The organism is Sulfolobus sp. E5-1-F, from assembly GCF_009601705.1.
In the GTDB taxonomy this organism is placed as follows: domain Archaea; phylum Thermoproteota; class Thermoprotei_A; order Sulfolobales; family Sulfolobaceae; genus Saccharolobus.
In genome coordinates, this window is sequence record NZ_CP045687.1 from 25,626 (window position 1) to 52,590 (window position 26,965).

General features: G+C 36.0%; 25 protein-coding genes, 1 tRNA gene and 2 pseudogenes. 14 read left to right on the forward strand and 14 right to left on the reverse strand.

Going from position 1 to position 26,965, the window contains the following annotated elements; genetic code table 11:
* Positions 1-17: 17 nt before the first annotated feature.
* The gene (locus tag GFS03_RS00125; protein ID WP_153421940.1) at positions 18-1,541 is read right to left on the reverse strand and encodes a long-chain fatty acid--CoA ligase; all 1,524 of its coding nucleotides are present in this window, start codon (positions 1,539-1,541) and stop codon (positions 18-20) included.
* A gap of 221 nt (positions 1,542-1,762) precedes the next feature.
* Between GFS03_RS00125 and GFS03_RS00130 the strand changes: the two genes are divergently transcribed.
* On the forward strand, positions 1,763-2,188 hold the full coding sequence (locus GFS03_RS00130) for a hypothetical protein (RefSeq protein ID WP_238699135.1): 426 nt from the start codon (positions 1,763-1,765) through the stop codon (positions 2,186-2,188).
* Here the strand turns inward: GFS03_RS00130 and GFS03_RS00135 are convergent.
* From GFS03_RS00135 to cbsA, 6 genes are all read right to left on the reverse strand, one after another.
* A complete protein-coding gene (locus GFS03_RS00135) occupies positions 2,161-2,439 on the reverse strand; it encodes a heavy-metal-associated domain-containing protein (RefSeq protein ID WP_153421941.1) in 279 nt (92 codons plus the stop codon). The genes GFS03_RS00130 and GFS03_RS00135 overlap by 28 nt on opposite strands.
* A 115-nt stretch (positions 2,440-2,554) precedes the next feature.
* Positions 2,555-2,848: an antibiotic biosynthesis monooxygenase family protein gene (locus GFS03_RS00140; RefSeq protein ID WP_153421942.1), complete on the reverse strand. Its 294-nt coding sequence runs from the start codon at positions 2,846-2,848 to the stop codon at positions 2,555-2,557.
* A gap of 10 nt (positions 2,849-2,858) precedes the next feature.
* Positions 2,859-4,469, reverse strand: a complete 1,611-nt coding sequence (gene soxC, locus GFS03_RS00145) for a proton pump complex cytochrome B SoxC (protein WP_153421943.1) — start codon at positions 4,467-4,469, stop codon at positions 2,859-2,861.
* A 48-nt stretch (positions 4,470-4,517) separates the two neighbouring features.
* Positions 4,518-5,489 (reverse strand): Rieske iron-sulfur protein SoxL2, encoded by a 972-nt coding sequence (soxL2, locus tag GFS03_RS00150; protein ID WP_153421944.1) that lies wholly within the window; start codon positions 5,487-5,489, stop codon positions 4,518-4,520.
* Between the two features lie 36 nt (positions 5,490-5,525).
* On the reverse strand, positions 5,526-6,470 hold the full coding sequence (gene cbsB, locus GFS03_RS00155; protein WP_153421945.1) for a cytochrome b558/566 subunit B: 945 nt from the start codon (positions 6,468-6,470) through the stop codon (positions 5,526-5,528).
* Positions 6,467-7,882, reverse strand: a complete 1,416-nt coding sequence (gene cbsA, locus GFS03_RS00160; RefSeq protein ID WP_153421946.1) for a cytochrome b558/566 subunit A — start codon at positions 7,880-7,882, stop codon at positions 6,467-6,469. Before cbsA ends, cbsB begins: the two co-directional genes overlap by 4 nt.
* Before the next feature lie 164 nt (positions 7,883-8,046).
* Here cbsA and GFS03_RS00165 point away from each other — a divergent pair, with 164 nt between their 5' ends.
* From GFS03_RS00165 to GFS03_RS00185, 5 genes and pseudogenes are all read left to right on the forward strand, one after another.
* Positions 8,047-9,039, forward strand: coding sequence for an alcohol dehydrogenase catalytic domain-containing protein (locus tag GFS03_RS00165; RefSeq protein WP_153421947.1), 993 nt, complete (start codon positions 8,047-8,049; stop codon positions 9,037-9,039).
* 110 nt (positions 9,040-9,149) lie between these two features.
* Positions 9,150-9,350 (forward strand): annotated as a pseudogene (locus GFS03_RS00170) (DUF2299 family protein); the annotation flags it as partial.
* A gap of 123 nt (positions 9,351-9,473) precedes the next feature.
* The gene (locus tag GFS03_RS00175; RefSeq protein WP_153421922.1) at positions 9,474-10,526 is read left to right on the forward strand and encodes an ISNCY family transposase; all 1,053 of its coding nucleotides are present in this window, start codon (positions 9,474-9,476) and stop codon (positions 10,524-10,526) included.
* Between the two features lie 66 nt (positions 10,527-10,592).
* Positions 10,593-12,122, forward strand: a complete 1,530-nt coding sequence (locus tag GFS03_RS00180) for a phospholipase C (protein WP_153421948.1) — start codon at positions 10,593-10,595, stop codon at positions 12,120-12,122.
* A 590-nt stretch (positions 12,123-12,712) separates the two neighbouring features.
* Positions 12,713-12,787: transfer RNA gene (locus GFS03_RS00185), tRNA-Thr, on the forward strand.
* Between the two features lie 129 nt (positions 12,788-12,916).
* Here GFS03_RS00185 and GFS03_RS00190 read toward each other — a convergent pair.
* The 4 genes from GFS03_RS00190 to GFS03_RS00205 all read right to left on the reverse strand — a co-directional run bounded on the left by GFS03_RS00190 (position 12,917) and on the right by GFS03_RS00205 (position 16,981).
* Positions 12,917-13,534, reverse strand: coding sequence for a mechanosensitive ion channel domain-containing protein (locus tag GFS03_RS00190; RefSeq protein WP_153421949.1), 618 nt, complete (start codon positions 13,532-13,534; stop codon positions 12,917-12,919).
* A gap of 93 nt (positions 13,535-13,627) precedes the next feature.
* Complete coding sequence (locus GFS03_RS00195) at positions 13,628-14,209, reverse strand: DedA family protein (protein WP_153421950.1); 582 nt, start codon at positions 14,207-14,209, stop codon at positions 13,628-13,630.
* Between the two features lie 733 nt (positions 14,210-14,942).
* A complete protein-coding gene (locus GFS03_RS00200) occupies positions 14,943-15,947 on the reverse strand; it encodes an alpha-ketoacid dehydrogenase subunit beta (RefSeq protein ID WP_153421951.1) in 1,005 nt (334 codons plus the stop codon).
* Positions 15,944-16,981, reverse strand: coding sequence for a thiamine pyrophosphate-dependent dehydrogenase E1 component subunit alpha (locus tag GFS03_RS00205; RefSeq protein WP_153421952.1), 1,038 nt, complete (start codon positions 16,979-16,981; stop codon positions 15,944-15,946). The genes GFS03_RS00200 and GFS03_RS00205 overlap by 4 nt, the downstream gene beginning before the upstream one ends.
* Before the next feature lie 102 nt (positions 16,982-17,083).
* On the opposite strand from GFS03_RS00205, the gene GFS03_RS00210 reads away from it, so the two are divergent.
* The 8 genes and pseudogenes from GFS03_RS00210 (at position 17,084) to GFS03_RS00245 (ending at position 23,946) form a co-directional block, all read left to right on the forward strand.
* On the forward strand, positions 17,084-17,956 hold the full coding sequence (locus tag GFS03_RS00210; protein WP_153421953.1) for an aldo/keto reductase: 873 nt from the start codon (positions 17,084-17,086) through the stop codon (positions 17,954-17,956).
* Between the two features lie 41 nt (positions 17,957-17,997).
* The gene (locus GFS03_RS00215; protein ID WP_153421954.1) at positions 17,998-18,417 is read left to right on the forward strand and encodes a universal stress protein; all 420 of its coding nucleotides are present in this window, start codon (positions 17,998-18,000) and stop codon (positions 18,415-18,417) included.
* 27 nt (positions 18,418-18,444) lie between these two features.
* Positions 18,445-18,801 carry a hypothetical protein gene (locus GFS03_RS00220; protein WP_153421955.1) on the forward strand — a complete coding sequence of 119 codons (357 nt, stop codon included), beginning with the start codon at positions 18,445-18,447 and terminating at the stop codon, positions 18,799-18,801.
* 20 nt (positions 18,802-18,821) lie between these two features.
* A pseudogene (locus GFS03_RS00225) lies at positions 18,822-20,044 on the forward strand (FAD-dependent oxidoreductase).
* The gene (locus GFS03_RS00230) at positions 20,041-20,310 is read left to right on the forward strand and encodes a ferredoxin family protein (protein ID WP_153421956.1); all 270 of its coding nucleotides are present in this window, start codon (positions 20,041-20,043) and stop codon (positions 20,308-20,310) included. Before GFS03_RS00225 ends, GFS03_RS00230 begins: the two are co-directional and overlap by 4 nt.
* 17 nt (positions 20,311-20,327) lie before the next feature.
* Entirely contained in the window at positions 20,328-21,377 is a 1,050-nt protein-coding gene (locus GFS03_RS00235) for a glycosyltransferase family 4 protein (protein ID WP_153421957.1), read from the forward strand.
* Between the two features lie 25 nt (positions 21,378-21,402).
* Positions 21,403-23,001 carry a thiamine pyrophosphate-binding protein gene (locus tag GFS03_RS00240; RefSeq protein ID WP_153421958.1) on the forward strand — a complete coding sequence of 533 codons (1,599 nt, stop codon included), beginning with the start codon at positions 21,403-21,405 and terminating at the stop codon, positions 22,999-23,001.
* Between the two features lie 30 nt (positions 23,002-23,031).
* Positions 23,032-23,946: a fumarylacetoacetate hydrolase family protein gene (locus GFS03_RS00245; RefSeq protein WP_153421959.1), complete on the forward strand. Its 915-nt coding sequence runs from the start codon at positions 23,032-23,034 to the stop codon at positions 23,944-23,946.
* Positions 23,947-23,948: 2 nt separating this feature from the next.
* Here the strand turns inward: GFS03_RS00245 and GFS03_RS00250 are convergent, their stop codons facing one another.
* From GFS03_RS00250 to GFS03_RS00260, 3 genes are read right to left on the reverse strand one after another with little or no spacing between them, the layout of a single operon-like run.
* Positions 23,949-24,575 (reverse strand): hypothetical protein, encoded by a 627-nt coding sequence (locus GFS03_RS00250; protein WP_153421960.1) that lies wholly within the window; start codon positions 24,573-24,575, stop codon positions 23,949-23,951.
* 38 nt (positions 24,576-24,613) lie between these two features.
* Positions 24,614-25,846, reverse strand: a complete 1,233-nt coding sequence (locus tag GFS03_RS00255; RefSeq protein ID WP_153421961.1) for an amidohydrolase family protein — start codon at positions 25,844-25,846, stop codon at positions 24,614-24,616.
* 26 nt (positions 25,847-25,872) lie between these two features.
* The gene (locus GFS03_RS00260) at positions 25,873-26,799 is read right to left on the reverse strand and encodes a mechanosensitive ion channel family protein (protein WP_153421962.1); all 927 of its coding nucleotides are present in this window, start codon (positions 26,797-26,799) and stop codon (positions 25,873-25,875) included.
* Positions 26,800-26,965: the final 166 nt, after the last annotated feature.

A 26,965-nucleotide genomic window follows, 5' to 3' on the forward strand; every position in this document is an offset into this window, starting at 1 on the left:
TTATAAGCGTTGAAAGTTCATTTGTTACTTTCTTCTAGCAATGATCTCAACTGATCTCTTACCAATTTTTTGTCAAGTTTACCTGTACTAGTTTTAGGTATTGAATCCACGAATATTATCTTATCTGGTAACCACCATTTTGGAAACTTATTTAGTGACTTCAAATACTCTATAATTTCACTTTCGCTAACTTCTCTCCCCGGTTTCTTCACGACTAGAGCAATTGGTCTCTCTCCCCATTTCTCATCTTTAACACCAACAACGACTGCTTCTAACACCTTCTCATATGACATGATGGCGTTCTCCAGATCAACACTACTTATCCACTCTCCACCACTTTTAATTAAATCCTTTAGCCTGTCTACAACTTTCACACTTCCGTCAAGGTTTATCTTTGCTACATCACCAGTCCTAAACCACCTAATTTGAGTATCGGATTTATCATTAAGGTATTTTTTGGTTACAAACGCCCCTCTTGCCACTAATTCACCTATAGATTTGCCATCCCAAGGTAACTCCTTTCCTTCTGGATCCATCAATGCGATCTCAAACGCTGGAATTGGATAGCCTTGTTCTGACATCCTCTCTATATTATCGCTCTTATTTATCGTAGCTATTGCCTCAGTCTCAGTCATTCCCCAAGCGTGATAAGTTTTAACTCCAAGCTCCTTCAGTTTCTTAATCAATCCTAACGGTGGCTCAGCTCCACCAGTAACTACAACTTTTAATGGTAAATCTAGATTCTCCCTTTCTACATAATTTACAACATCAATCCATACAGTGGGAGCTCCAACTCCCACCGTGACCTTAAATTCTTTTATCATTTTTACTATATCCTCTGCCTTAGGCCTAGGACCAGGTAAAACTAATTTTGCCCCAGTCATTAATGATGCAAATGGTAAGTCCCATGCTGATATGTGAAACATGGGAACTATGGGCATTACTGTATCAGAAGAGGAAATACCTAGTACATCAGCTGTCAATAATGATAGTGAATGAATAAATATGCTCCTATGGCTGTATACAACTCCCTTTGGCTTCCCAGTTGTACCTGAAGTAAAACAAGCTATTGCACCTTGCTTTTCATCTACGTCAGGAAAATCTCTAATAGGTTCTTGCGAATTTATCTCTTCATCATATTTCTCATCAAAGATGAAAGTAGGCAAAGTGGAATTCCTATAAGTTATATCCTTGTCCATGAATATAGCTTTGTCCTCCATTGCCCTAATTACATAATCCATTTCAGATTCGTGAAACCTTACATTAACCGTATGCAAGACTCCACCTAGTAAAGGAACTGCGAAGTACAACTCTAAATGTCTCTGAGTATTCCATGCTATTGACGCAACTGTTTTCTCTGATATGCCGTTAGTCTTCAAGAAGGTGGCTAGTTTTCTGACCCTTAATGCAAAATCTGAATATGTGTAACGGACTATTCCTTCATGAGTTCTAGATATAATCTCTCTGTCCCTATACAACTTTTCTATTCTCCAGAAAATGGATTTAATATTGAGATTGTAGTCCATTATTGTTGAATCCATAAGTATTTATCGCATTTTATTCTAATAAGTTTTTTAATTTATTGATCTCGCGTCACCATTAGCGATTAGTAGCTGACATTATTCATATTGAGATTATTATCATTAAACCTAGTTTGTCTAATTATCTTTGATATAAACCGATGCACCTAGTATAAGACATTTTAATCTATCATAAAATGTCTCCTTAACTTATTTAGTGGACTTATTCCACTTTTTATTATATGATAACTGACTTTAAATGCCCAATATGCCATAGAAGGAATACTGCCTTAGTGATTAAGACTCGACCAATTCTATATCTTTACCCAGAAGAGCATTTATCTTTTCATATATGCGAAAAGATGAGATTAGATATATGCGATGAATTCATTAAAGTTGCCAGCAGATATGGAACATATTCTAAAGAGGGAATAAATAAACTTAGGGAAGTTGTTAATACAATAAAAGGATTAATAGCATTAAAGAATGTGGCATTAGGTAATTTAATACATGAGGGGGAGGAAATCATGAGAAGAGCTGAAAATTTGTGTAGTGATGAAAAAGAACACTATTATAAATGTCTGGAAGAAAAAGGAATTGAGAAAGGTAGGCAAAAAATTGTAGAAGCGATGATAAGTTTCTACTCCCAAATTGGCTTATACTCATGATAAGGAGTCTCATCTGAAGCTTCTGAGAGTACTTCCTCGATGTCCTTTTTACTTACTTCTCCCTTAAATTTCAGTATTACAAGAGCCCTAAGTTCCTTAAAATCTGGTTTAATTTCGACATTCTCTACACCGCTTATGGTCTTTAAAGCTCTATGAATTCTGCTAACGCAATTATTACAATATACGCCGCTAACCCAAAACCTTAACTCCCCCGTGCTAAGATTTTTCAATATTTTGTCTATTTCTGCCATATGTTAATATGTGTTATTTATATTAATAAACTTTTTATAAGGACTCTCTATGCTTAAACAGTTATATTAAATAAAGCTTCTTTTAACATAGAATGTAAGAACAAAAATTCTTCTATTATTCGTTTACTTCTTGTAGTATTCTGTGTATTGGTCTACTCTCAATAATACTCTTACCGTAATTTATAGTACTCCTATATGCATTGCTGGAAATGAATTTCTTGAATGACTCTAAATCCTTCCAAACACTATAAATCAAATACTCTGAAGGATCATCAACATTCTTGTAAAGTTTAGCGTCAATGAAACCATCAGCATTAGCTTTTAAATAACTCAAAACCTCCCTAAACTTATTTTCAAAATCCTTCTCGAAACCCCTTTTCACTTCATAATAAAAACCAACATTAATCATAATTAACACCTTATTTTCTATATATCACATAATGATATAGGGAGATACCCTCACCTAGCATTAGAAAGATCAGCCCTAAATCTATACCAAATAAATTAGAGAAATATCCAGTAGCTGGTATCGTCCATATTTGTGCTGCCAATATTATAGCGTAAATGAAGAGTAGAGCTACTATGCCTTCAGCTAGTTTCTTCTTCCACTCTGGCACTTTTTCTTCACTTATTGTAGCATTCTCGCTTCTTTGTTCCGCCTTTAATGCTATAGGTGCAATCTTTTTGGTAGTTAGTATAAATACTCCAGCAAGAGGGATAAATACTCCAACCGTTAAAATTGTAGGATTAGCCAGTAATTCGATCCCAGCTATTACAAACAGAGATGAAGCTAGGACAAATATCAATACTGTTATAGGACTTATTGTCCCTTTTATATTTCCTTTGTTATCTGTTCTTGGTCTGATCGCAGTAAGTCCTAAAGCTACTATTATGGCTGGTGGTAAATATACTAAAACTTGCTGACTAACTGGAATTTGTACGCCAGGAGTTAGGTCACCCCATATGGTTGTTTGTATTAAGTACGTTATCATTAGAATGCCTATCCCTATAAACACTTTCCTCTTTAACGGGTGGAGGTATTCTGTCCTATCGAGGAAAGGCACTAAGATAAGGTATATTAATGGAATAATTACGCCAATAAATAAGAATGCTAATACGTCACTAGTGAAGTCGGCTATTTTATACAAGAACAAGAAGAACCATGGTGGATAAGTTGTTATATGAGCTGCAGCAGGGCTGTTTGGTGGAGGGGCCGGTTTCGGATTTAAAAATGGATTTAGTTGTTGTGGGAGTCCATTAAGGTATGCTAGGGCATTTGGTATTATGAGAATAAATCCCCAAGTTAAGAATACTAAAGACATCATATAAACGAAATTTCTAGGCCACCACGGATTGAATTTCTGCCATTCTTCTTTAGTGTATACCGCTGGTATTTTATCCTTAACTTTCCTTGAAGGCATCATTCCGTAATGTTCAGCTAAAAAGAAGTGGAAAATGAATAGTAAGCCTATCAATGCGGTAAATATAATATGCCATGCTAGTACTCTACCGTAATCTCCAGCATCATAATTTCCAAATAGAAATGGAATGAAGATGGAAAGGCCTGGTATACTACTTATTATACCCTCCCCAACATCTACAGCACTAGTTGCCAACGCATCCCCTATCAAACTATAACCCAAGAATGCAGTACCTAAAGTTAGGACTAACATTATTACACCAATTATCCACAATAATTCTCTAGGTTTCTTATATGCCCCAGCAAAGTAATTCCTGAACATGTGAACATAGGCTAAAATTATCATAGCATACGCTCCATATAAGTGACTGTAAAGCACAACTGAACCATATGGCACACTATTTATCACGAACTCCGTCGAATTGTATCCAGCTTGGGCATTATAATATAGCAAAAGGATAAGTCCGGTTATTACGGTGTAAATGAACGCAGAAGCCACTAACGCACCTAACCAATAGTCTACTTTGTACATGTAATCTGGAGTTCTAAAGAAGGGTAAGTCATCTAATCCAAGTCTTTCTTTAAACCAATCCGATAATTTAGAGCTCATAAGAGTAAATTTAGGAAAAAAGGTAAAAAGTATTAAACGTTGGACTTATTACGAGAAAGGATTCTCAGATTCTTGCACCGTTGTCTTATCACCAACAAGGCTACCATAACTGGAGCTTAAATCTTCAGTAGGGTCATTTGCAGGTACACCATTATTTCCATTAGGATAAGTCGCAACTCCAACAGCACCTATAGCGTATAAGTAATCACTAGATGAGTCCCATTCTAAAACTACTGATGGCAATGGTCTAACCGTTGGTCCCGTAAGTACTGCGCCTCCGTGATATGGGTCATAAGTTGAACCATGACAATCACAATGTATTAATGCTGGAATCTTAGCTTGCTTTGCTGCTAGTAATGCAGCAGCCGTTAATTGGTCTGGTTCGGATGCAGTCAATTGAGCCGAACTTACATATTGCGGAGGGAAAAAGTGAATGTAGGGTGGAGTACATCCTAAGTGTTGGCATATTGCAGAATAAGCTACTATTGACTTATTAGGTCCAACACCTCCCGGGAATGTATAGGTTTTCCCAGTCTGAGGAACTACTACAGTTGTTGAAGGTATTTCTACCGGTTTTCCAGATGAGTCCCCTAGATTTATTAGAAAGTTTGGTTCACCCGTCATCGGATATTCAAATATAACTATAAATGGGCTATTAACTGGAATTTGCGATGCCTTAATCGGATTTCCGGACGAGTCCACTAATAATGACTTAGGAAAACCACTGGTAACAGTAACTGTTGATGGTACAAATACTTTAAGTCCGGGTATAATACCAACTACTGCAGCAGCTGCTATCCCAAAGATTAAGGATTTGAGGAACCTTCTTCTCTTTTCATCTACACTTCCAACGTTCTTATTTGTATAGTTAAATAAGTAATCTTCACCTTTATTTACAAATTCTTTTGGATCAAATTTTGTCTTAGGGTCTCTCATTTTACTAGTTAATTTCCTAATAAACATTAAATCTGAGTAGTCTAAGATAGGTCTATCATTTTTACCTGTCTTAAACCTTATCATTTCGAGTCACAAAATATGAATAGTAAGACATACCTTTTATCCATTTCTCGTTGGACTTATGATATCAATTATACGTTTTTTACTTTCAATTTCACCGGATGTAATTACTAAAAAACCTATTATCGGAGTTAGCATGTATATTAATAACGAGAAACCATCAATTCCAAGAAATACAGTAGAAATAATTAGAAAGTATCCAACCCCTGCACTAATATTACCCTTTATTAGAGCTATGAGAATTCCCCCTATACTTAAACCTAATACGATTACTAAGAGGGTAATATGATAAGGATTGTACAAGTTTATCCCTAACATCGATGGTAATATCATATTCATTAAAATTTCTAGGTACCTATTCTGACTTATAATATTTTCAAAAAGTATAAACGGTATAATGGAAAGGAGTCCAACTGATATTGCTACATAATTTCTTAGGGATTTAATTTTGCCCCATAATATTACATATGCCAAATATCCAGCAATCGAGATAAAGTATAATGTGAGGTAGCTTATAAATAACGCGTGATGAAAAATGTTAAGAAGTATTGATGCATATACTCCGAGATTTACTAAGATTAATGTAGGAATTAAAAGAATGGATAATGGTGAGGATTTAATTAGGCCTTCAATAGTGCTTGCTAATCCTAAAACAAGAATTGCAATTTCAAGAGAATATAACCAAAAAGAGTTCTCATAGTTAGGTATTAACGTAATAAATGGTGAGAGAAAGAGAATGACTGTAAGGGGTATTAACGATTTGTAACTAAAGGATAAGATTATACTGACTATCAATATAAATATGAAGAAGAAGTAGAACGATATATTCCCTATTAGAAGTAGTAAATTTGTATTAGAGATATTAAGAGGGAGTATTGAGGGAAACATGAATGCTTGTTTAAATGAAAACTGTAAAAAGCTGAAAATGCCAAGTAGAATTAAAAAAAGGTTTAAATTTCCTTTTAATTCATCTATCATTTTCATCTTCTAAACACCACATAAAGTATTATTAGTGCTACTATAGCTATTACAATACCGACTACTGTCACATATATTGTTGCAGAAGATATACTTGTAATTGTAGTAACAGTGGTCGTGCTAGAAACTGATGTAACTGATGTTGTGCTAGTAGTTGTGCTAGTAGGTGGAGTAGTAACTAACTCTAATGTAAGGAAGTTAGGCGTGATAGACTTATCAAATAATGTCTCACCAAGCCTTCCTTGCCATACTGCAAACGCTACGTAATAGGTTTTGCCAACTGTTATATTAGGCATCCAATTAGCATAAGCTGAAGGAACTGCAAGGGGTCTAGCGAACTCTACTGTCCAATAACCATCTTGATACGTTGCTCCAGTCCATATAAAGAATAGAGATCCGTTTAACCCACTTGTTGCTACTGGTGCATACCATATTCCAGCAGTATCTACTTCGTACATATTAGTATTATTAGTATATAATGGAACTGCAAATCCATGATTGCCAGGGTCTACATAAGGTAATCCGGTTAATGATGTATTCTGCCATAGGTTCACTTTAAATGCTGGGTCATAAGTTATATTATTCCACGTAGCTCCAGATACCCACATCCATATATTAGCAGCTCCACCGGGTTGTGCTAAAGAACCTCCAGCATCTTTAAAAGTTACACCATCAAATGTTTGATTAGGATACTCACCACCCATATTCATATCATCTTTAGTTGGCGGTACTACGTTACCCATATACCACATTATAGCAGCTCTATCTGGATAATACCAAGTTGAATTAACATAATAACCGTAGAACATACCATCAGTGTACAAGAGATCCTCCATTGGATCTGGAGAGTGCCATAATATTATTGTACCATTAGACGTTATAGTGATTTGCGTATTGTTTGGAGTTGGTAACAAGATTCCAGAGTAGTTTAGTACTAATCTCCCTTGTATTGTTTCTCCATTAACTATAGCGAAACAATTAGTATAGTTCTTTTCTATCGTATAAGTAGTACCAGGTGTAAGCATTATTAGTCTAAATAAACTTGGACCAGATGCCAGAGGATAAAGTCCTGCAGCAGCCGCTGACCAAGCACCGAAAGCGGGTTCTGGGGCGTACCATCTTTCTAATATTATTATCCAAGAGCCGTTCCACACTGCCTTAACTAAGAGATAATGAGTAAGTCCAGAAGTGGGTGCCATTGGTATATTAGCAGTCAATGATATGTTAATCCATGGTATTTGGCTCCAATAACTTGCAGAACCAGGATTCGACAAATCTGCACTACCAGCAACCTTATAAACGGGAATTTGGGGGGAAGTTTGAGCCATTGGAATATTCGCTAATCCCATTATAATACCTAAAAATAAAGCGAGCAAAAGAACGCTTAATGTATATTTTGACCTTCTCTTAATGCTCATCCTCTCACAAAAATCGCTTATGTAGTTGTTGCTATTAAACATAAATCGTTGGACTTATGAGTAATCTAACGTGATGTGTTTAAGATAATTTTTCTCCTAACTTTGCTTATTATCTTTACCAATCTAAAGTTAACTTATTAGCCTTTAAGCTTAAATTAAAGGTGATGAAAGCTCTCGCATTCGATAAAAACGGAATAGAAAACCTAAAGTTTACAGATTACAAAGACCCAGAAATAGGCAATCATGAAGTATTAATAAGAGTAAAACTAGCTGGTGTAAATCCAGTTGATTATTATACTGTGGAGAGGCTAAAAGTGAATCCATTACCACATATACCGGGAGTTGAATTTAGCGGAGAAGTAGCTAAGGTTGGAGATCATGTTAAAAGTGTAAGTGTTGGAGATAGAGTTACGATTTATGGTAGAATATTTGACGGAACTTGTGACATGTGTATGGCTGGATATGAAACAGTTTGCAGAAATGGTGGAAGAATTGGAGTTGACGCTAATGGTGGATGGGCTGAATATATCGCAGTTGAAGAAAAATACGTGTTTAAGTTACCGAATGAGTATACGTGGGAAATGGGATCAAGTTTGACTGTAGCTGCTTTGACAGCTTACCACGCGTTAAAAGAAGCACAATTGAGGCCATCACAAACACTAGTTATATTTGGGGCATCTGGAAATACTGGGATGTTTCTGGTGCAATTAGGTAAGAGGTTTGGGGCAAAAGTAATAGCTGTATCAAGAAAAAGTTGGTTAAGGGAATATGGAGCTGATTTCGTAGTTGATTATAATGAAGTAGAGGAAAAGGTGAAGGAAATTACAAATGGTAAGATGGCTGACGTAGTTGTGAATTCCTTAGGAGAGCAACTTTGGGATAAGAGCTTCTCAGTTGTAGGTGTTAGGGGTAAGTTAGTTACCTTTGGAACGTTGCTAGGTGCAAATGTTAAAGTTGATATAGGCCAGTTATACAGTAAGCATATCAGCATTTTAGGTGTTAATAGGGGTAATAGGAAGGACTTTGTAGAGCTATTAGAAATATGTAAGGATTGTAAGGTAAAGACGTGGAAGGTAGTTAGGTTAGAGGAGGGAAAAGAGGCTTTAAAAGAGCTCTTCTCTAAAGATAGAGACGGCAGAATTTTCCTATCTCCTTAACACTTTGCCAACTAAGAAAGATGGGAATCCTTGTTTTTCCGCCTCTTGAAGGGCATCTTCTACTTCCTTTTTTTCACCTATTATGAGAACTAACAACTCTGACTGCAATAAGACTAGTTGAACAAATTAAGAAAGAGTTACTGAGAATGAATGTAGAATTCTTCTTCACTCCTAATGATAAGGAACCAAAGTCAATTCAAGTGGCTAGGTTAATGTTCACAGATGGGTTAACAAAAAACGAAGCACTGAATAACGTAACTCTAGTTAAGAACTCTGCCTTATTAGTATTACAACTTTTAAATGAAAGTTGAAAAATTCTTTAGTTTCTTATTACGTTTTAAGCCTAAATAGATTATGTATAGTAGTTTCCTGAAAATGACGTCAATTTGAAATACCTTAAAAACTTTTTAGGATGATAATACCAAGACTAAACAATGAAAATAACGAGTCTCTTCAACAGACGATTTGCAAGGGTAAGGAAGTACCTAGAGAAAGTGAAGAAGACGCTAGGCAGTAAATCCCTAGTGAAGTTACTGGGCGCATCTCTGATCGAAGATGGATCAATGAGGACCAAGTGCACCACGGCTGGAATTGACTACGAATACGCCTTGAGGAAGTTAGAGGAGGTCGCTAAGGTCGATCTAATCGAAGTAGTGAAGGAATTAGTAGGGGAACACAAGGTCCAGCTCTCAATAGACGACACACTAAACGAGAAATACTACGCTGAAGCCGCGTGGGTCTCAGCTCACATGACCCAATTCTTCTACTCCAGGAAGGATAAAACCTACATCCCAGCACACCAAATCCTTGTAGCCACAATAAGGGACTTGGAAACCAACGAGGTCTACTTGATCCACCTCGAGATCTACCTACCACAAAAAGTCGTGAATATCTTGAAACAAGAAGGGAAGCCAGTCCAGTTCAGAACGAAGATCGAAATCGCAATTGAGCTGATAGAGAAAGTGAGGAGGAGGCTTAACGTTAGTTCAATAGCGTTCGATTCGTGGTACGTGAACAGGAGAACTCTTCTGCCCGGTGTTGTTTCGGAACTTAAGGCGAGCGCGCGGGTTACCGAGGGAGGTAGATCCGTGCCGGTCGCCGAGTTCCCCGAGGGAGAGTTCTCCGTCACGTACCTCGGCGTTCCTATTAAATTAATTGTAGTTAATAATTATAAAGGTTGCGGGAGGAGGTACTTCTTCACGACCGACCTAACCATGACCTCTGAGGAGGTAATAACGACTTGGGAGAATAGGTGGGATGTTGAAACTGTGATAAGGGATTTGAAGGTCCTAGGCCTTAGGAGCAGTTCGTTCAAGAGCGTAGTCAAGATCCTCGGATACATGAAGCTTGTTGGCCTAGTTGTGAACTTCCTCCACATCTTGAAGTATGAGCTCGGTTCCCACCTTGGTGTAAAGGCTCTCTCAAGGTACTTGAAAAACGTTTATGGATACTTCCTTGACTATAAGAAACTATTCAGACTACGATAAAATCTATAAAGTACTATATGTACTCTATATAGCAATGCTTAAAATCTATATATTACATTTTAATATATGAAAAGATTGTTAATTCTAATACTAATTTCAATTTTATTGATGAGCATTAATACCTTCCATGCAAATACTGTAACGCCAATAAAACACGTTATTATAATAATAGAAGAGAATCATTCCTTCGATAATTTATTTGGGACATACCCGTTTGGTTATCCCCCAATAATAAACAATATTACGCTCTCTGTAATGTGGCCAGACGGATTATACAACAACTACACACAACTTGAAGGTACTAAGAATGGTGTGCTTAGCTGGATATCAGTACCCACAATTCCTTGGTTTCCATTATCGTACTCCCATCCATATTATGCTAACGCTTATGATACAACAGATCCTTCAGAAGGTTGGACCGAGTATCATGGTGACTATTGGTTTGGAAAACCAATTGGTTTTATATTTTACTCTGGCCCTCAGTCAATGGCGTATTTCTCTTATCAACAGACTGGTATACTTTGGGACTACGCTGAGGAATACGCACTAGCAGACGCTTACTTCTCGCCAGTATTAGGATTAACTGAGCCAAATAGAGTAGCTTACTTGACTGGATTTTCACCTAACTTCTATAGCGATGAAGCGTACAATGTATTACCCTTCAACGAAACCATAATGTATCAACTGGAGAAGTACAATATAAGCTGGGGCTATTTCGTATATAATCTTAATGGGACCCCATGGCCTCTAAACGCGTTTACGGGAATTAATATGGTACATATCTACGATTTGTCAGAGTTCTTTAAGGATTTAAAGAATAATAGCCTTCCGAGTGTTAGTTGGGTCATGTTTTTAGGGGGTAGTAGTGACGCATACGATATGCACCCGCCCTATAATATTACGGCTGGTGAAATCGAACTTGCTAAAGTAATTAATGCAATAATGGAGAGTGATTATTGGAACTCTTCGGTAATATTTATAACCTTTGACGAGGGTGGGGGATATTATGATCACATAACTCCCCCTGCAATTAACTATTATGGTTTAGGGCAGAGAATTCCTTTACTTATAATTTCGCCCTATGCTAAGGAGGGCTATGTGGATAATTACACTATTTCAGGCTATACGTTACTAGCATTTATTGATTATAATTGGCACCTACCGTGGTTAACTAATTACGTTAAGAATAGTGACATACAAGGATTACTAAACGCGTTTAATTTCTCATCTAAACCTAGACCTCCTATTATTCTTTCGCCAAGTAATTGGACTTATCCAATTCCATTACAATATCCTATCCACTATGGTTATATTGCAGTCGTTAATAGCGATTATAAGAGTTATGCGGAAGTATATCCGGTACCTTCACTTCAGTATCTATTGCCCTTCGAAATAATCGGAATTGCGTTAATAGTCGTAAAAAAGAAGTTATTAAGGCCAATAGGTATTCTACTGTTATTGATTGTACTGGGAATATCGATATATTATTACAATTTCTATAATTTGTACAGTTTTATTGCGGAGTATTACGTTTATTCATCACTGATAGGAGTACTCGGAGGAACAGCATTACTAGTTAAGGGGAGAAAGAGATGATCCATCTAGCGTTCCTTATTACATTTTTACCTTAATGATAGTTTTTAAGAGCTTGAGATGAGTTTCTTTTCTCATTTACCATCAAGGTTTAAATACGGAATATTTGGTACGATTTTAGGATGATAAGTATGATTATTCTAACCTTCTATGCTTATTTATCATTACGACTTTTAATCTTGTATACGGTATAATGAGTTTTGAAGTCCGTATTAGAAATAGTGCTTTTAGTTATGGGTAACTATACTCTTATTAATCGAATACCCAAAAACCAAATTAGGTTTATTATTAATTTTTTACCGATTGCAGGTAAGCTGAGAGAGATTGGTATCTTTATTGCTAGTTAGTGGATCTCGAAAATTTCATTAGCCCAGATTCAGTGGAATAATAGGTCTTTAATTGACTCTTAAACTATCTAGAATCTTACGTGTTAAAGTCACAAAAAATTTAATGAGAGGAATAGCTACAATAATTCCGTATATTATGAGATTCGTCATATTAACTAGTAAAATATTCAAATTCCCATTTGAGATGTAATGACAAAGTAGATAACTAGAAGACTTTTTAACCCTTTGCAAATTAAACATTATGATGCCGCGGTAGCTCAGCCTGGCCAGAGCGCTGCCCTGGTAAGGCAGAGGTCCCGGGTTCAAATCCCGGCCGCGGCTCCTTTTAAAGGCTAAGTTTTATTGAATTGTCATATAGTCTGTTCCATTATTATATGAAAACTATACTATATTGCACTTTCAAGAGTATATAGATTTAGAACTTTAAAAGAGTCATATTCCAATTTTGTATTAAGAACTCTTTTGGTGTTGTTGAACTGGTTTCAAATAAATCTTATTCCCTATTATGGCGTTATTGGGTATAAGTACTTTAGTCCCATCTGATTTTATCACAGTTGTAAATAACGTACTAACATCCTCAACTATTCCGTCCTCTCCAACTAGATTAACATTATCATTTATCTTAAATGGTCTGGCTATTAATAGGAACATTCCGGCAACCGCTTGACCCAATACTTGTTGTGACGCAAAGCCAATTACTATACCTATGAAACCACCTAATGCAACACCAGCCGCTCCACCGGCTACTGCACCTGCTATTGCTGCAACTAATGCACCGATTCCAATAATTCTCACAACATTCCTCACTGCAGCAGCTGCTGGGTGACCGTATTTCGATAACAGTGAATAATAGAATATTAGAGAAATTCCAGAAACAATTAAGTAACCAAATGCAAGTGCCAATAATATCTGTATGTATGATTCATAACTTATAGCGTTAATATGAACTGATGGTAATAACACCTCAATTAGGAACTTAATTACTGCACTCACAATAACATAAAGAATTATATAAATTATTGTTCTTCCTATTGCACTTCCGACCTTTGGGGCACTAGATTTCGACATGTTTATTCACCAATAACTAATCTAGGAACCTATATAAAAACACACACATAGAATATTAATTTGCTCTCCTATAAATAAAATATTTTGTATTTATTATCTCTTCCGTAATACTCTCATTATAATATAAATTACAATTACTATAACTACAAAGATTAGTATATAGTTCCCAAATTTCTCAGCTAGAGTTATGACAAAATTAATCTGGTTAGCTAGCTCATAACCTATAAGGGAAAGTATAATATCCCAAATAATATGCCCCAAGAAAGTAAATCCTAAAAACTTAGGAATTTTCATTTGTCCTATCCCTGCAGGATATGATATAAGAGCCCTTAACCCTGGTATGAACCTAAATCCAAATACCGCAATATCGCCATATCTTAAAAACCAATTATGTAGTGCTTCTATCTTACCTTCATCTATTAAGATGTATTTCCCATATCTCTTAAGGAAGGGTAATCCTAGCTTATAACCTATTACGTATGCTATTATAGAACCAACTAGACTACCTAAAGTACCTACTATTATACCTAGATATAATGATATACTACCCAAGTATGAATAATAACCTACTAGTGGCATTATAACCTCACTAGGCAAAGGCAGTCCTAATCCCTCACCTATCATGAGAATAAAAAGGATAATATAACCCGATAAGCCTTTAAATACGTAAATCATTTAGTCTTAGCGTGAATTCAGACTTAAATTATTTTTCACGATTACTAGAATCTACCGCCACTTCTTTGAATATCCATGTCATAACTTATTAAATCACCAACGTTTTACGATAAAAAGAAATTTATGTAGCCTCCAAAGTCTAATTGAAACTTCTCTTACTTCCACCACCTATAGCTACTATATGAACTAAATCTGCTTTAGCACGCATCTCTGAAGAAAAAGATAACACATTCAATATTTCCTCGTCCTTTTATTCATTAACTTCCTCACTACTACAATTTAGTTATTATATAGTAATTTCAGCGGTATAGATTTCATCTATATTTTAAAACCATTCTTTTTAGCCCTTTAAAAATAACACTAAGATGATTGGGTAAAAATATACAAAACGTTTACGTCAAAATATCTCTTGACACCAATTTTCAATCCTCTCTTTTAATGCCACGTTAAGTATTTCATGACATTCATTCCTGCAAGAACTCTAATCAACTCTGAAATATCCTGCTTGCTTCTCTATATTCCTTTTCACCTTTTTATAATAGTTTCATTGCTTTTAGTTACAATTAATTAAAGCGAATTAGAAATCTTTACTTTATTAATTATCTCTTTTGTAATCAATTCTTTCCTTTTTATTTACTTTAAACATATGCTCGTTTGAACCCACTTACTTTCCCCATTACTATTTGTACTAAACTTAATACTATAGATTTTTTAAAAAAAAGAATGATAAGCATTAACTTCCTTGAAATAACTTCTTCGCCTCATTATATATTCTCTCAACACTAGGTATAACAGTGTTTTCTAACGGCTCTGAGAAAGGTATTGGCACATCCGGAACTGCTAACCTACCAATTGGTACCTTAAGATCCTTTAATGCTCTAGCCTGAATTCTAAACGCTACTTCCCCAGTCATTCCATAACTCATGTAATCCTCATCCACAATCAAAACCCTTCCAGTTTTCTTAGCGGACCTAACTATAGTCTCCTCATCTAAGGGTACTAATGTCCTTAAATCAATTACCTCAGCCGAGATTCCATCTCGTTGAAGCATTTCAGCTGCCCTCAAACTCCTTTGAACCATTAATCCAGCTGAAATTATCGTTAAATCCGTCCCTTCTCTTCTAAGTGCCGCCTTACCAAACTCAATCTCGTAAGGCTCATCTGGAACTTCCTCCTCAATACCCTCAAAGGGTAAGAACGGTAAACCAGTTAATAGTTTATGTCCAAACACTACGACGGGATTTGGATCCCTTAATGCTTTAGTTACTAAACCTTTAGCATCGTATGGCGTTGATGGTACTACAACTTTAAACCCGGGTAAGTGGGCAAACAAGCCGTATAATACTTGAGAGTGCTGGGAGGAATCCCCATATCCTCCACCTATTGCAGTTATTACTGTTACTGGCATTGGAAATTGACCTCCACTCATATAGTGGTTTTTGGCCATATGGTTGTACATCTGATCGAAACCAGCTCCTAGGAAATCAACGAACATTAGAGAGACTACCGGATGTAAGCCCACAGAAGCCGCACCTACTGCCATTCCCATAAAAGTTTGTTCTGTTATCGGCGTGTCGAAAACTCTCTTCCTACCGAATTTCTCAAATAAACCCATTGTAAATCCAAATACTGCTCCCCAATATGTTACATCTTCTCCTAACACTACAATTTTATCATTTCTCTCCATTTCCTGCTTTATCGCTTCTGCAATTGCTTGTGCAATTCCCTTTATCTTCATGCGAAGACACCCCTTAAAGCTTCATTAGGATCTGGATAGGGACTTTTAAGGGCAAAATCTATTGCATCTTGAACTTGCCTTCTAGCCTCTTCTCTTAATTTAGCTAGGATTTCGTTATCTGCATAATTTAAACGTAATATTCTATTCTCTAATCTCCTTATTGGATCTAACGAACTCCATAGTTCAACTTCTTCTTTAGTTCTGTATTCCTCACCATCTCCCTCAAAATGTCCTACATATCTATACGTTAGAGCTTCTATTAGCGTAGGCCCAAACCCTTTTCTTGCCCTCTCTATTGCTTTCTTTGCTGTAGAATATACGTCTATTACGTCCATTCCATCAACTAGATAAGATGGAACGTTATACGCTAACCCCCTTTGATAGTGAAAGGCAGTTGGCATTACTAAGGATTTAGGTGTAGAATCAGCATACTTGTTATCTTCTATAACTATTATCAATGGTAATTGCCACGCACTTGCTACGTTTAATGTTTCAGTGAAAGTGCCGTGATTTGCTGCTCCTTCACCAGCAAACGCTATAGCTACGTTATCCTTTCCCGAATATTTAAATGCGAAAGCAGCACCAGCAGCTTGAGGAAAAGATGCTCCCACAATACCACTACAAGCGAAGTTTTTAGTTTTATCGAATAAGTGCATATGTCCTCCTTTTCCCCTACAAAGTCCAGTTACCCTACCAAGAATTTCCGCAGCTAATCCATTTACATCTACTCCTTTCGCAATAGCATGATGATGAGGTCTGTGAGTACTCACTACGACATCTTCATCCCTAACTTCATACAACGTACCTACAGCGACTGCTTCTTGTCCTATGGATAAATGCATTTCTCCTCTAATTATACCTGAAGCCATGTTGAAGGGATTCTTCCCTTCATGGTATATTTTCCTTATCGTTTCCTCAAAATACCTTATCGTTAACATTCTCTTATACATATTAAGTAGATCGCTTGCTTTCAACCCTGAACTTTCTATTAGATATGATAAGTCCTTTAGAGAGGGTTCTGGTTTTATTATCATATTTAATAAGTTAAATTACGTACTTATATCCTTTTCTTCCAATATTAGATATCATGTATATCATGAAGCAATTTTTAAAAGGAACAAATTTAAGGTATATTTATGGAGGACGTTAAGAAATTTAAATACTTTACCGTGTCGTCACTTGCTTTTGGAACCTGGAGAATTGGAGGAGGTTATTGGTACGCTTCTCATGACAGAGATAATGAATGGATAAGTGCGATTCGTAAGGCAATTGAGTTAGGAATAAGAGTCATCGATACTGCTGAAATGTATGGTAATGGTCACGCTGAGGAATTAGTAGGTGAGGCAATTAAGGGATTTAATAGAGATACGCTTTTTATAGTCTCCAAGGTTTGGCCTAGTCATGCAGATTATGATAATGTGATAAAGTCAGCTAAAAATAGTTCTAAAAGGCTAGGCACATATATTGACCTTTATTTACTTCACTCACCTTCAAGAGTACCCATTTGCAAAACTATTCGCGCATTTGAGAAGTTAGTTGATGATGGTGTAATAAGGTTTTTCGGGCTTAGTAATTTCGATGTAGATAAAATTGAAAGAGCTAGAGAGTGCGTTAGTAAATATGAGATTGTAGCTATCCAGAATCACTATAGTCTACTAGATAGGGACGATGAGAGGAAGGTCTTAGCTTATGCGGAGAAAAATGGATTGATGTACATGGCATATACTCCATTGGAAAATGGAATATTGGCAAGAAATGAGTTCTTAGCAAGTATAGGTAAGAAGTATAATAAGACTGCTGCCCAAGTAGCCTTAAACTGGTATATCACTGGTAGAAATAGTTTAGTACCAATAGTCAAGGCTTCAAAAATATCGCACGTGGAGGAAAACGCTGGTGCAATGGGTTGGAGGTTATCTGAAGAAGATTGGAGGGAAATAGATGAGCACTTCAGAGAAAAGAGTTACTTTCTAGATAAGTTTGTTTCGTCTTTGAAATCGATAAGACCTTGATCTTAGTTAATTTTAAAACCATATTAGTGGAATTGATATCTATGAAGAGAATTCTAGTAGGTTACGATGGGTCGGAAAATGCCGAGAGAGCATTAGATTTTGCCATAGAATTAGCCAGTAAATTTTCAGCTAAACTATTTATAGTGGAAGTTATTGACCTTACACTATTTTACAATTCGGGGGTATTACCTCCATTAGAAGCCACTAAAAGCTTAGAGGAAAAAGCTAAGAAAGATGTTAAGAAGGCAATAGAAAAGGCTAGGAGCAAAAGTATTGATGCTGAGGGTATTACTTTAGAGGGAGATCCAGCTAACACTATTCTAGAGTTTGCTAAGGATAATCAGATCGATGTAATAGTAATTGGGAGCAGAGGTTTATCAAAGGTTCAACGTATATTCCTAGGGAGTGTATCGAATAAAATTGTCCAAGAGTCTAAGATTCCCGTAATTGTAGTTAAGTAAATAAGGAGCGAATTCAAGATATTTTTTATGTTTGGAAAGCTAGTAGCGGTTATTGATAAGCTTAATGAAGGTAATGTGATTGAAGCTGGTAATGAGTTACTATCAATAGCAAAGGATTATGAAGATCAAGATAAGATAATGGACTTGCTAGCCGAAATAGAGAAGGAGATAAAGGAATTCAGAAGTAGCAGTGATTTTTTGCATAGAGATGACTCCCCTTTTATAGAAATGGTAAAGAAAAGTATGGAAGAGATGAAAGTATGTAGAGAGAACAAATTGAAAGCGTTAATACTCCATACGCTCTACATAATTAGTAATGGAAATGAGATATTATTAAATATGATAAAAAAAGCAGACATAGGAAAACCAAATACATATATATGACCTTTTAAAAATATAATAGTGTGAGTTTTGACGCCGATGTTATAGTTGTAGGGGAGGATTAGCTGGGCTCTCTGCTGCAATTACAGCTACCAGAGAAGGATTATCAACAATTATATTAGAGAGGGGAGAATATTCAGGAAGTAAGAACGTTTCTGGAGGAAGAATGTATGTCCACGCATTATTAAAATTATTTCCAGACGCGTTAGAAAGAGCACCCTTAGAGAGACCTGTAACTAAAGAAACATATGAGATCTATTGTGAGGAAGGAAAGAAGATCACTTTTTCATTCCAACATAAAACTAAAAATAGTTATACTGTCTTAAGGGCTAAATTCGATCAATGGTTAGCTAAAGAGGCTGAAAATGAGGGAGTATTGATCTCCTATTCTACACTTGTGACAAACGCCAGACGAGAAAAAGACTACGTGATAATAGAGACAAACAGAGGTGAGCTTAAGGCACCATTGGTTATAGACGCTGGTGGAATAACCGCACCAGTTTCAAGATTTCTGGGAATTAAAAAATTAGAAGCCAAAACGTTAATGCTTGGAGTTAAAGAGGTATTAGATATTAAATCAGATATGCCAGAGGATGAGGGTGAAGCTAAAACTATAATGGGATTAATAGGAAATTTGAAAGGAGGGGGTTTCGTTTACACAAATAAGGATACACTATCTGTAGGTGTTACGATAAAAGTTGAATCGTTATATAACTCTAGTTTACCATCAAATGAAATTGTGGAAAGATTTAGGGAATCTCTAGGGTTAAAAGGGAATATCCTAGAATACTCCGCCCACTTAATTCCATATTACGGTTACGATAAGATAGGTAAAATTTATGATAAAAATCTAATCTTAGTGGGCGATGCTGCAGGATTTTTAATAAATGATGGATTCAACATTAGAGGAATGGATTTAGCAATAGGTTCTGGAATTATTGCTGGAAAGGCTGCCAAGAAGATCAAGGAGCTTAACGATTATAGTAGGACTGATATCTATTACGAGATGCTCAAGGAATCATTTGTACTAAAGGATATGAAAACTGCTTTAAGATCTTTTAGTGTATTAAATGAGGAGGATGTTTTCATTAAGTATCCTAAGGTTATTTGCAATGTTCTAGGCAAGTTATTTACAGTAACTGGGGATGGAAAGGAGAGACCAATAAACGTTTTAATTGAAGAAAGTAAAAACGAAAACGTAAATACTACGAAGATGTTAACTGATCTCATGAGGTTGTTTATATGATGGACCTCCTAAAGAGATTATCATTAAATAAGTATAATGTGGATAAGACCTCCCATATAGAGGTAAATACTGATATCTGTCTAACTTGTAAAGATAAACCTTGCACTAAAGTTTGTCCTGCTGGAACTTATGAACCATCACCAGATGGGAGAATTACAGTGCATTATGAGAGATGTTTAGAATGCGGAGCAGCATTAGTAGCATGCCCCTATGGTGCCATAAAGTTCCACTTCCCTGAAGGAGGTATAAGCTATAAATATGGATAGGTTTTTCATTTCCAATTGTGGATTTGTTAATAATTAATCATAGGGACTTAAGACACAATAAGGCTGGAGGAGCTGAACAAGTAATTTACGAGGTATCTAGAAGACTAGTAAAGAAAGGAGTTAACATAACGTGGCTTTCTGAAGAAGTAAAAGGTTTACCTAGTGAAGAAGAGATTGAAGACATTAGGATAATAAGGAGGGGAAATCCACTTACCTTGCACCTATATGCACCAGTAGAAGCAAGGAAACATGAGATTGTTATTGACAGTGTAGCCCACGCCGTACCATTCTACTCCTATCTAGTAAATAAAAACGCAATTGCATTAGTACATCACGTTCATCAGGAGGTAGTGAAATACGAACTAAACCCAATAATGGCTAGGATTGTAGCCTTTTCTGAGAGAAGTGTAAGTAACTATAAGAACATTATTGCAGTTTCTAATACTACCAAAAGGGATTTAGTGGAGAGATTGAAAGCTAGGGAGGATAGGATAGAGGTTATTCGTAATGGAATTGACCATAATTTTTACAAACCTGGCAAGAAGGCAAGCGAACCAGTAATTCTTTGGATAGGAAGATTAAAAAAATACAAGAATCCATTGGATGCTATAGAGGTTGCTAAGAGAATTAAGGCTAAATTAATTATGGCAGGTGGAGGAGATCTGGAAAAGGAGGTAATGGAGAAAATAAAGAGTGTAAATGGAGAATATCTTGGTAGAGTTAGTGAGGAAGAAAAGATAAGACTATACCAGTCTGCTTGGATTGTAATAGTAACTTCCTTTATAGAGGGTTGGAGTATGGTTACAGTTGAGGCTAACGCATGCGGAACCCCAGTAATCGCATATAATAAGGGGTCTTTGCCAGAAATCATAAAGAACGGTGTAAATGGATATATAGTAGAGTATAAGGATATCGAGAGTATAAGCAAGATAATAAACAGCTTAATAGAGGATGAGAAGAGAATTAAGGAATTATGGAGAAGCAGTTATCAAGAGTCTTTAAACTATGATTGGGATAAGAGTTCTGAAAAATATTACAACTACTTGATTCGTAAAGCATTAGATTAATTTATGAGGACGATAATAGTAATTTGTGGGCAAAACAACATCTGAGCTTATAATTGATACAATTTCTTCCCAAGTGACTGATTTATTTGGAATACCAGGGACCCATGGTTTATCACTATATGAGGAACTCAGAAAGAGAGTAAGTAAGGGAGAGTTAAGATATTACATGCCTAGATTAGAGTACGGAGGAGCTATAATGGCAGATTATTACGCTAGACTAAAGGGAAATGTTGGAGTTTTCATGTCGGTAAATGGTCCGGGTTTTACTAATTCCTTAACTGGTCTAGTTGAGGCCTATTCTGAAGGATCACCACTTGTACTAATCTCTCTCAATAAAGAATTTAAATATAGGCATAGAAAGCAACTCCACGATTCTGGATATTATGACTTACAATTTGAAATGGCAAGACAGGCTACTAAAGCTTCTTTTAGAATCTATTCTCCAGAAGACGTTATAACTGTAATGGAAAGAGCGTTTAGAATTGCTCTTGAGGACAAGATGGGGCCAGTCTATGTTGAAGTTCCGGTTGACGTTCTAGAAGAGAAGAGTAATATTGAAGATTATGAAAAAACTAATAATAAGAAGATCAATAGGACATTAGTTTACCCTACAAAAGAGGAAATAAGGGAAGCATTAAATTTCCTAAGTGAGTGCTCGAAACCAATTCTACTTTTAGGTTACGGTGCATCCAGATCAAACATAATAAGCTACATTGAAAAATTGGGAATTCCAGTATTGACTACCATTAGAGGAAAAGGGAGTATTCCAGAGAATCATCCTTTATATGCTGGAACGATATTCAACCTTCGTGAAATCCCTGGAGATTGCCTCATAGCCATAGGGACGTCATTTAACGATCTCGAAACTGGTAGATGGAGTATTAGAATGCCGAGAAGAATACTCCATGTGGATCCGGACGTCAATGTATTTAATACTTCCTTTAATGCAGAAGTTACCATAAAAGCTAGTGCTGAAGCGTTTCTAGAAGAGATAGTTGAGAAGGTTAATTTGCCTAAATGGGCTTACAAAGTGGATGAAAAAACCAATATAGGAAATAGTAACGAAATAACTCATGACTATTTAGCCAAGGTTTTAGATGAAACGTTAAGTGAGGACAGAGTTATAATTGCGGACGCAGGCACAAATCAGGTTATGGCAATGGATATAAAAGTATATAGGCCAAATTCTTACTTTAATTCACTTATCTTTAACGCAATGGGATCAGCAATTCCAGCTGGAATAGGAGCTAAAATTGCGTCTCCAGAGAGGCAAATAGTAAGTATTATAGGAGATCTAGGATTTCAAGGGTGTTTAAATGAATTAATTACTGCAGTTGAATATAAGATAAATTTCTTAATGGTATTAGTAGAGGATGGTGTACAGCACTTCCTAAGATTAAATCAGAAAATGAGATATGGGAATACTTTCGCAACTGATGTATTTCAGATTGATTACACTAAGGTTATGGAGGGAATTGGGGTTAACGTAATTGAGGTAAAGAGTAAGGAGGATCTTAGGAAAAGTGTAGAAGAAGCAGTTGGGTTATCTCTTAAGAATCCAACGGTTTTGAGAGTTCATGTTAGTCCTAATAGTATACCTTCTAGATTGTTAATGAAAAGATAGTTATTTATATTAAAATAAGGTATTTTACTTATGGTTAAGATACTGCTATTCTCTCCAACTCCTAATGATTTTAAGAGAGTTGGCGTTTATGATAACGGTAAGGTTATTGACCTTGTAAAGGCTTATGAACTATTGTATGGTGCTAAACCCCCGAATTGGTTTTACGATACTAAGGATTTAATTGAGGGGGGAGAGGGTTCAATACTACTGATAAAGACTGTTTTAGAAGGTTTGAGGGGTAATGAGGACAAAGTATCTTATGATCCAGAGAAGATTTTCTATTACCCACCAATTACTAATCCAGAGAAGATTTTTCTCTTAGCTGTTAATTACAAGGCTCATGGTAAAGAGACTAACAACGAGCCACCCAAAGAGCCTTACATATTTACTAAGTTTTCAAATGCGTTAATTGGTCATAATCAACCAATACTGTATCCAAAGGCGTCAAATAAGGTTGACTACGAGGTGGAGCTCGCAGTTATAATTGGGAAAAAGGGCAAGTATATAAGAAAAGAAAAAGCTTTTGACTACGTATTTGGTTATACAGTGTTCAATGATATTAGTTATAGAGATAAACAACTTCCTTCAGAGATGCCTTATGGTATGAGGTGGGTTCACGGGAAAGGTATGGATACTGGAGCCCCAATGGGTCCATGGATAGTTACCAAGGATGAGATCCCAAACCCTTACGAATTGAAATTGACTTTAAAAGTTAACGGTGAGGTTAGACAAGATGCCTACGCTGAGGACATGATATTCAAGATCGATCAGATAATTGAGTACTTATCAAACGGTATAACATTAAAGCCTGGAGATGTAATATCGACAGGGACTCCCCCTGGAGTTGGATTAGCTACGGGCAAATTTTTGAAGCCTGGAGATGTAATTGAAGCTGAGATAAGTAAGATAGGTATCTTAAGGAATTATTTAGTAAAAGAGGAATAAAATTAAATCTTTATTATAACGTAATTTATTCCCAAATATACTAAGAAGAACAATGGTAATATAAGGTCTGGTGTATCTAAAATAACTTCTCCAATCCATAAGGTACCTAGGCTAAAGAGTAATGCTGAAAGAACAAATTTTAAATGAGGCAATCTAATTTTAGCCACTTGAGATTTTAGTATTGCTGTTAGAATCACTACTATTAATGAAGCTAATATGGCACCCATTAACGCTGACGAAAAGCTTTGAGGTATAAGGGCCAGTATTACTAGTGCAGCTTCAAATCCTTCAATTGCTGAAACTGTAAACACTACTGATAATCCTTCTTCTTTTTCTTCTCCTCCTTTCTTTTTAATCCCTTTGAACGATCTCCTAGCACTCCTTATTAATCTGTAACCGAAGTAGAATAGAATTACTGCTGATGCCAAAAGTATATAATTTAACGGAACCAAGTAAATTAACCTACCTACGGTAAAGGTTGGTATGAGGACTACTGCAACACCTAATATCGCGTATATAAAGGGTAAATTGTTTTTGTAAATATTATGATATATTGCAGCTATTGCTCCAGCTTCAGTTAGTTCAAGAAGGGAAATTCCTAGTGCAGCCAAAAATACACTAACATCCATAAATTGGGTTCATGAAAATAAGTTAATAAAATTATAATTCATCCTTTGACCCTTTCCCATTTACCTTTAAACAAAACGAACTTACCCTCCTTAGCTACCAACTTTCCTTTCCTTATAACAAATTTTGGAGGCGACATGAAACGAATCAAATCTATAACGTCATCAGCATCAGTTACTAGCAAATTCGCCTCATTTCCAATTTCAATCCCATAATTTTTAATTCTCCATGCCTTAGCTCCATTAAAAGTTATTAAATTAATTGATGAAATCAATTCTTCAAAGCCAGTCATTTGATCCAAATGGATAGCCATAAAGAGAACTTGCAACATATTACCTATTCCTAAAGGATACCATGGATCCATAATACAATCATGACCCAAGGCTACATTAACATTAGCTTTTAACATCTCCTTAATAGGAGCCATTCCTCTCCTTTTAGGATACCCATCAAACCTACCTTGAAGAACGACATTTATTAAAGGATTTGGTATAACAGTTATCCCAGCTTTAGCTACGTATGGCAAAATTCTAAACCTATATGCTGAATCCCAACTGTGCATTGCAGTAACATGGCCAGCAGTAACTCTCCATTCCCATTTATTCTCGATAGTCTCCTTTACCAAAACTTCCAAATACCTCGAATTTGGGTCATCAGTTTCATCGATATGCCCATCAACATCCTTGTTATACTCTCTAGCTAATTCAAACGCAAACTTAATAGACCTAAACCCATCCTCTCTGGTAATCTCGTTATGAGGAATTAACCCAACATTATCTGCACCATTATCTAAAGCTCTCCTAAGAAGTTCGTCATTCCCCTTCTCGGTAAATATCCCATCTTGAGGAAATGCGGTAATCTGAATATCTGCTATTTCACTACTTTCCTCCCTAACCCTTTTAATTGCATTTAATAATTTGAATGATCTTTCAGTAATATCAACGTGTGTTCTTATCCAAAGTGTACCATATGCTACAAATAGCTTTACTGCAGTTAGCGCATTTCGAATTATTTCTTCTTCACCTATTTTATTCCTTATATCTTGCCAAATCCTTATTCCTTCCCACAATGTACCACTTTTGTTCACAGCCCTGGTAAAAGCACTGTCCAAATGGAAGTGCATGTTAAAGTACGGTGGTATTACTAGTTTCTTTTCAGCGTCTATTACTTCATCATTACCTTTACATTCTCCTATACAATTAATCTTCTCACCATCTATCCCAATATCTACGATCCTTCCGTCTAACAGTTTTGCATTCCTTATCGTAATCATTTGGTAAAATCTTAAATCGTGAGTTTTTATCTATTATTACCGCTAGTAGTCGCAGCCTTAGCCTGAAGCTCTCTTACTGTTCTCATAGTAATTTTTAATATTTCACTTCTTGGAGGTTCTTCATGTATAGTTTTGCAGATTGTATCGATTCCTAGTATGTAGGTATTTAACGTAGTTTCCAGAATTTTAATTGAAGGTTCCTCAATTACGAAATCCAGTTTCTTTATCTTTTCCTTAAGAACGCTTATTAAGACATCAGGATCTATGTCCTTGGAAACCTCATACTTAGTTCTAACCTTTCTTCTTTCTTCTCTGTCATGAATAAAGATTGCAGCTTGAATTATTATACTATTTGGTATCTTCACTGGAACTTGATCATCAGTGAATATTGTAGTATACAACAAGGATATGTCTGTTACTGTACCGGTATACCCTGGAATCAAGAAATCGTTAGAGAAGAACTTCGGAGGATAAGTCGGAGCTATTAGACCGTATTGCCACGTCGATATCGTTACTCTATCTCCTACCTTATAAGGTCTAGAGATTACTACCATTATCCCTCCGAATATATTACCAAGTACAGTTTGCGCAGCTAAACCTACCACTAATCCGGCGAAACCACCTGCTGCTAATGCAGCACCTAAACTTACTCTCACTAGTACAAAGAATCCTACGAAAGCTATGACATACCCAATCAGTCTAATTAAAAATGAAACACTACCAGCGTTATCGTACCCTATCACATTTCCTAATCTATTCCTTATAAGAGACCCTATGAAGTATGAAACAATAATTGCAACTATAAACCAAATTGCAGCGTAAATATAGAGCAGATAATCACCAGAGATTATCTTAAATACGCTTGATAATATGAAAAATCCTCCACCAATTGCTACACCAGTTAATATCGCAGTTAAGATGAGTGCTATTATTCTTCTTTCGTTTAAAGCCATATTATTACCTATTGAGAAAACGTTTATATTATTTATGGCTAGTTTAGGAAAAATTAGTATTACATACTATACTAACTAATCCTTTTGGGAGTGTTCTCATGCAGTCATCTTATTCGATATTTAATTGTAAAATTATATCAGATTAGAAATTTTTATAATTAGTCAC

Bases quoted from the DNA above. Each gene is read 5' to 3' on its own strand.
- GFS03_RS00125 (WP_153421940.1), bottom strand. From the start codon at position 1,541: ATGGATTCAACAATAATGGACTACAATCTCAATATTAAATCCATTTTC.
- GFS03_RS00130 (WP_238699135.1), top strand. From the start codon at position 1,763: ATGATAACTGACTTTAAATGCCCAATATGCCATAGAAGGAATACTGCC.
- GFS03_RS00135 (WP_153421941.1), bottom strand. From the start codon at position 2,439: ATGGCAGAAATAGACAAAATATTGAAAAATCTTAGCACGGGGGAGTTA.
- GFS03_RS00140 (WP_153421942.1), bottom strand. From the start codon at position 2,848: ATGATTAATGTTGGTTTTTATTATGAAGTGAAAAGGGGTTTCGAGAAG.
- soxC (WP_153421943.1), bottom strand. From the start codon at position 4,469: ATGAGCTCTAAATTATCGGATTGGTTTAAAGAAAGACTTGGATTAGAT.
- soxL2 (WP_153421944.1), bottom strand. From the start codon at position 5,489: ATGATAAGGTTTAAGACAGGTAAAAATGATAGACCTATCTTAGACTAC.
- cbsB (WP_153421945.1), bottom strand. From the start codon at position 6,470: ATGAAAATGATAGATGAATTAAAAGGAAATTTAAACCTTTTTTTAATT.
- cbsA (WP_153421946.1), bottom strand. From the start codon at position 7,882: ATGAGCATTAAGAGAAGGTCAAAATATACATTAAGCGTTCTTTTGCTC.
- GFS03_RS00165 (WP_153421947.1), top strand. From the start codon at position 8,047: ATGAAAGCTCTCGCATTCGATAAAAACGGAATAGAAAACCTAAAGTTT.
- GFS03_RS00175 (WP_153421922.1), top strand. From the start codon at position 9,474: ATGAAAATAACGAGTCTCTTCAACAGACGATTTGCAAGGGTAAGGAAG.
- GFS03_RS00180 (WP_153421948.1), top strand. From the start codon at position 10,593: ATGAAAAGATTGTTAATTCTAATACTAATTTCAATTTTATTGATGAGC.
- GFS03_RS00190 (WP_153421949.1), bottom strand. From the start codon at position 13,534: ATGTCGAAATCTAGTGCCCCAAAGGTCGGAAGTGCAATAGGAAGAACA.
- GFS03_RS00195 (WP_153421950.1), bottom strand. From the start codon at position 14,209: ATGATTTACGTATTTAAAGGCTTATCGGGTTATATTATCCTTTTTATT.
- GFS03_RS00200 (WP_153421951.1), bottom strand. From the start codon at position 15,947: ATGAAGATAAAGGGAATTGCACAAGCAATTGCAGAAGCGATAAAGCAG.
- GFS03_RS00205 (WP_153421952.1), bottom strand. From the start codon at position 16,981: ATGATAATAAAACCAGAACCCTCTCTAAAGGACTTATCATATCTAATA.
- GFS03_RS00210 (WP_153421953.1), top strand. From the start codon at position 17,084: ATGGAGGACGTTAAGAAATTTAAATACTTTACCGTGTCGTCACTTGCT.
- GFS03_RS00215 (WP_153421954.1), top strand. From the start codon at position 17,998: ATGAAGAGAATTCTAGTAGGTTACGATGGGTCGGAAAATGCCGAGAGA.
- GFS03_RS00220 (WP_153421955.1), top strand. From the start codon at position 18,445: ATGTTTGGAAAGCTAGTAGCGGTTATTGATAAGCTTAATGAAGGTAAT.
- GFS03_RS00230 (WP_153421956.1), top strand. From the start codon at position 20,041: ATGATGGACCTCCTAAAGAGATTATCATTAAATAAGTATAATGTGGAT.
- GFS03_RS00245 (WP_153421959.1), top strand. From the start codon at position 23,032: ATGGTTAAGATACTGCTATTCTCTCCAACTCCTAATGATTTTAAGAGA.
- GFS03_RS00250 (WP_153421960.1), bottom strand. From the start codon at position 24,575: ATGGATGTTAGTGTATTTTTGGCTGCACTAGGAATTTCCCTTCTTGAA.
- GFS03_RS00255 (WP_153421961.1), bottom strand. From the start codon at position 25,846: ATGATTACGATAAGGAATGCAAAACTGTTAGACGGAAGGATCGTAGAT.
- GFS03_RS00260 (WP_153421962.1), bottom strand. From the start codon at position 26,799: ATGGCTTTAAACGAAAGAAGAATAATAGCACTCATCTTAACTGCGATA.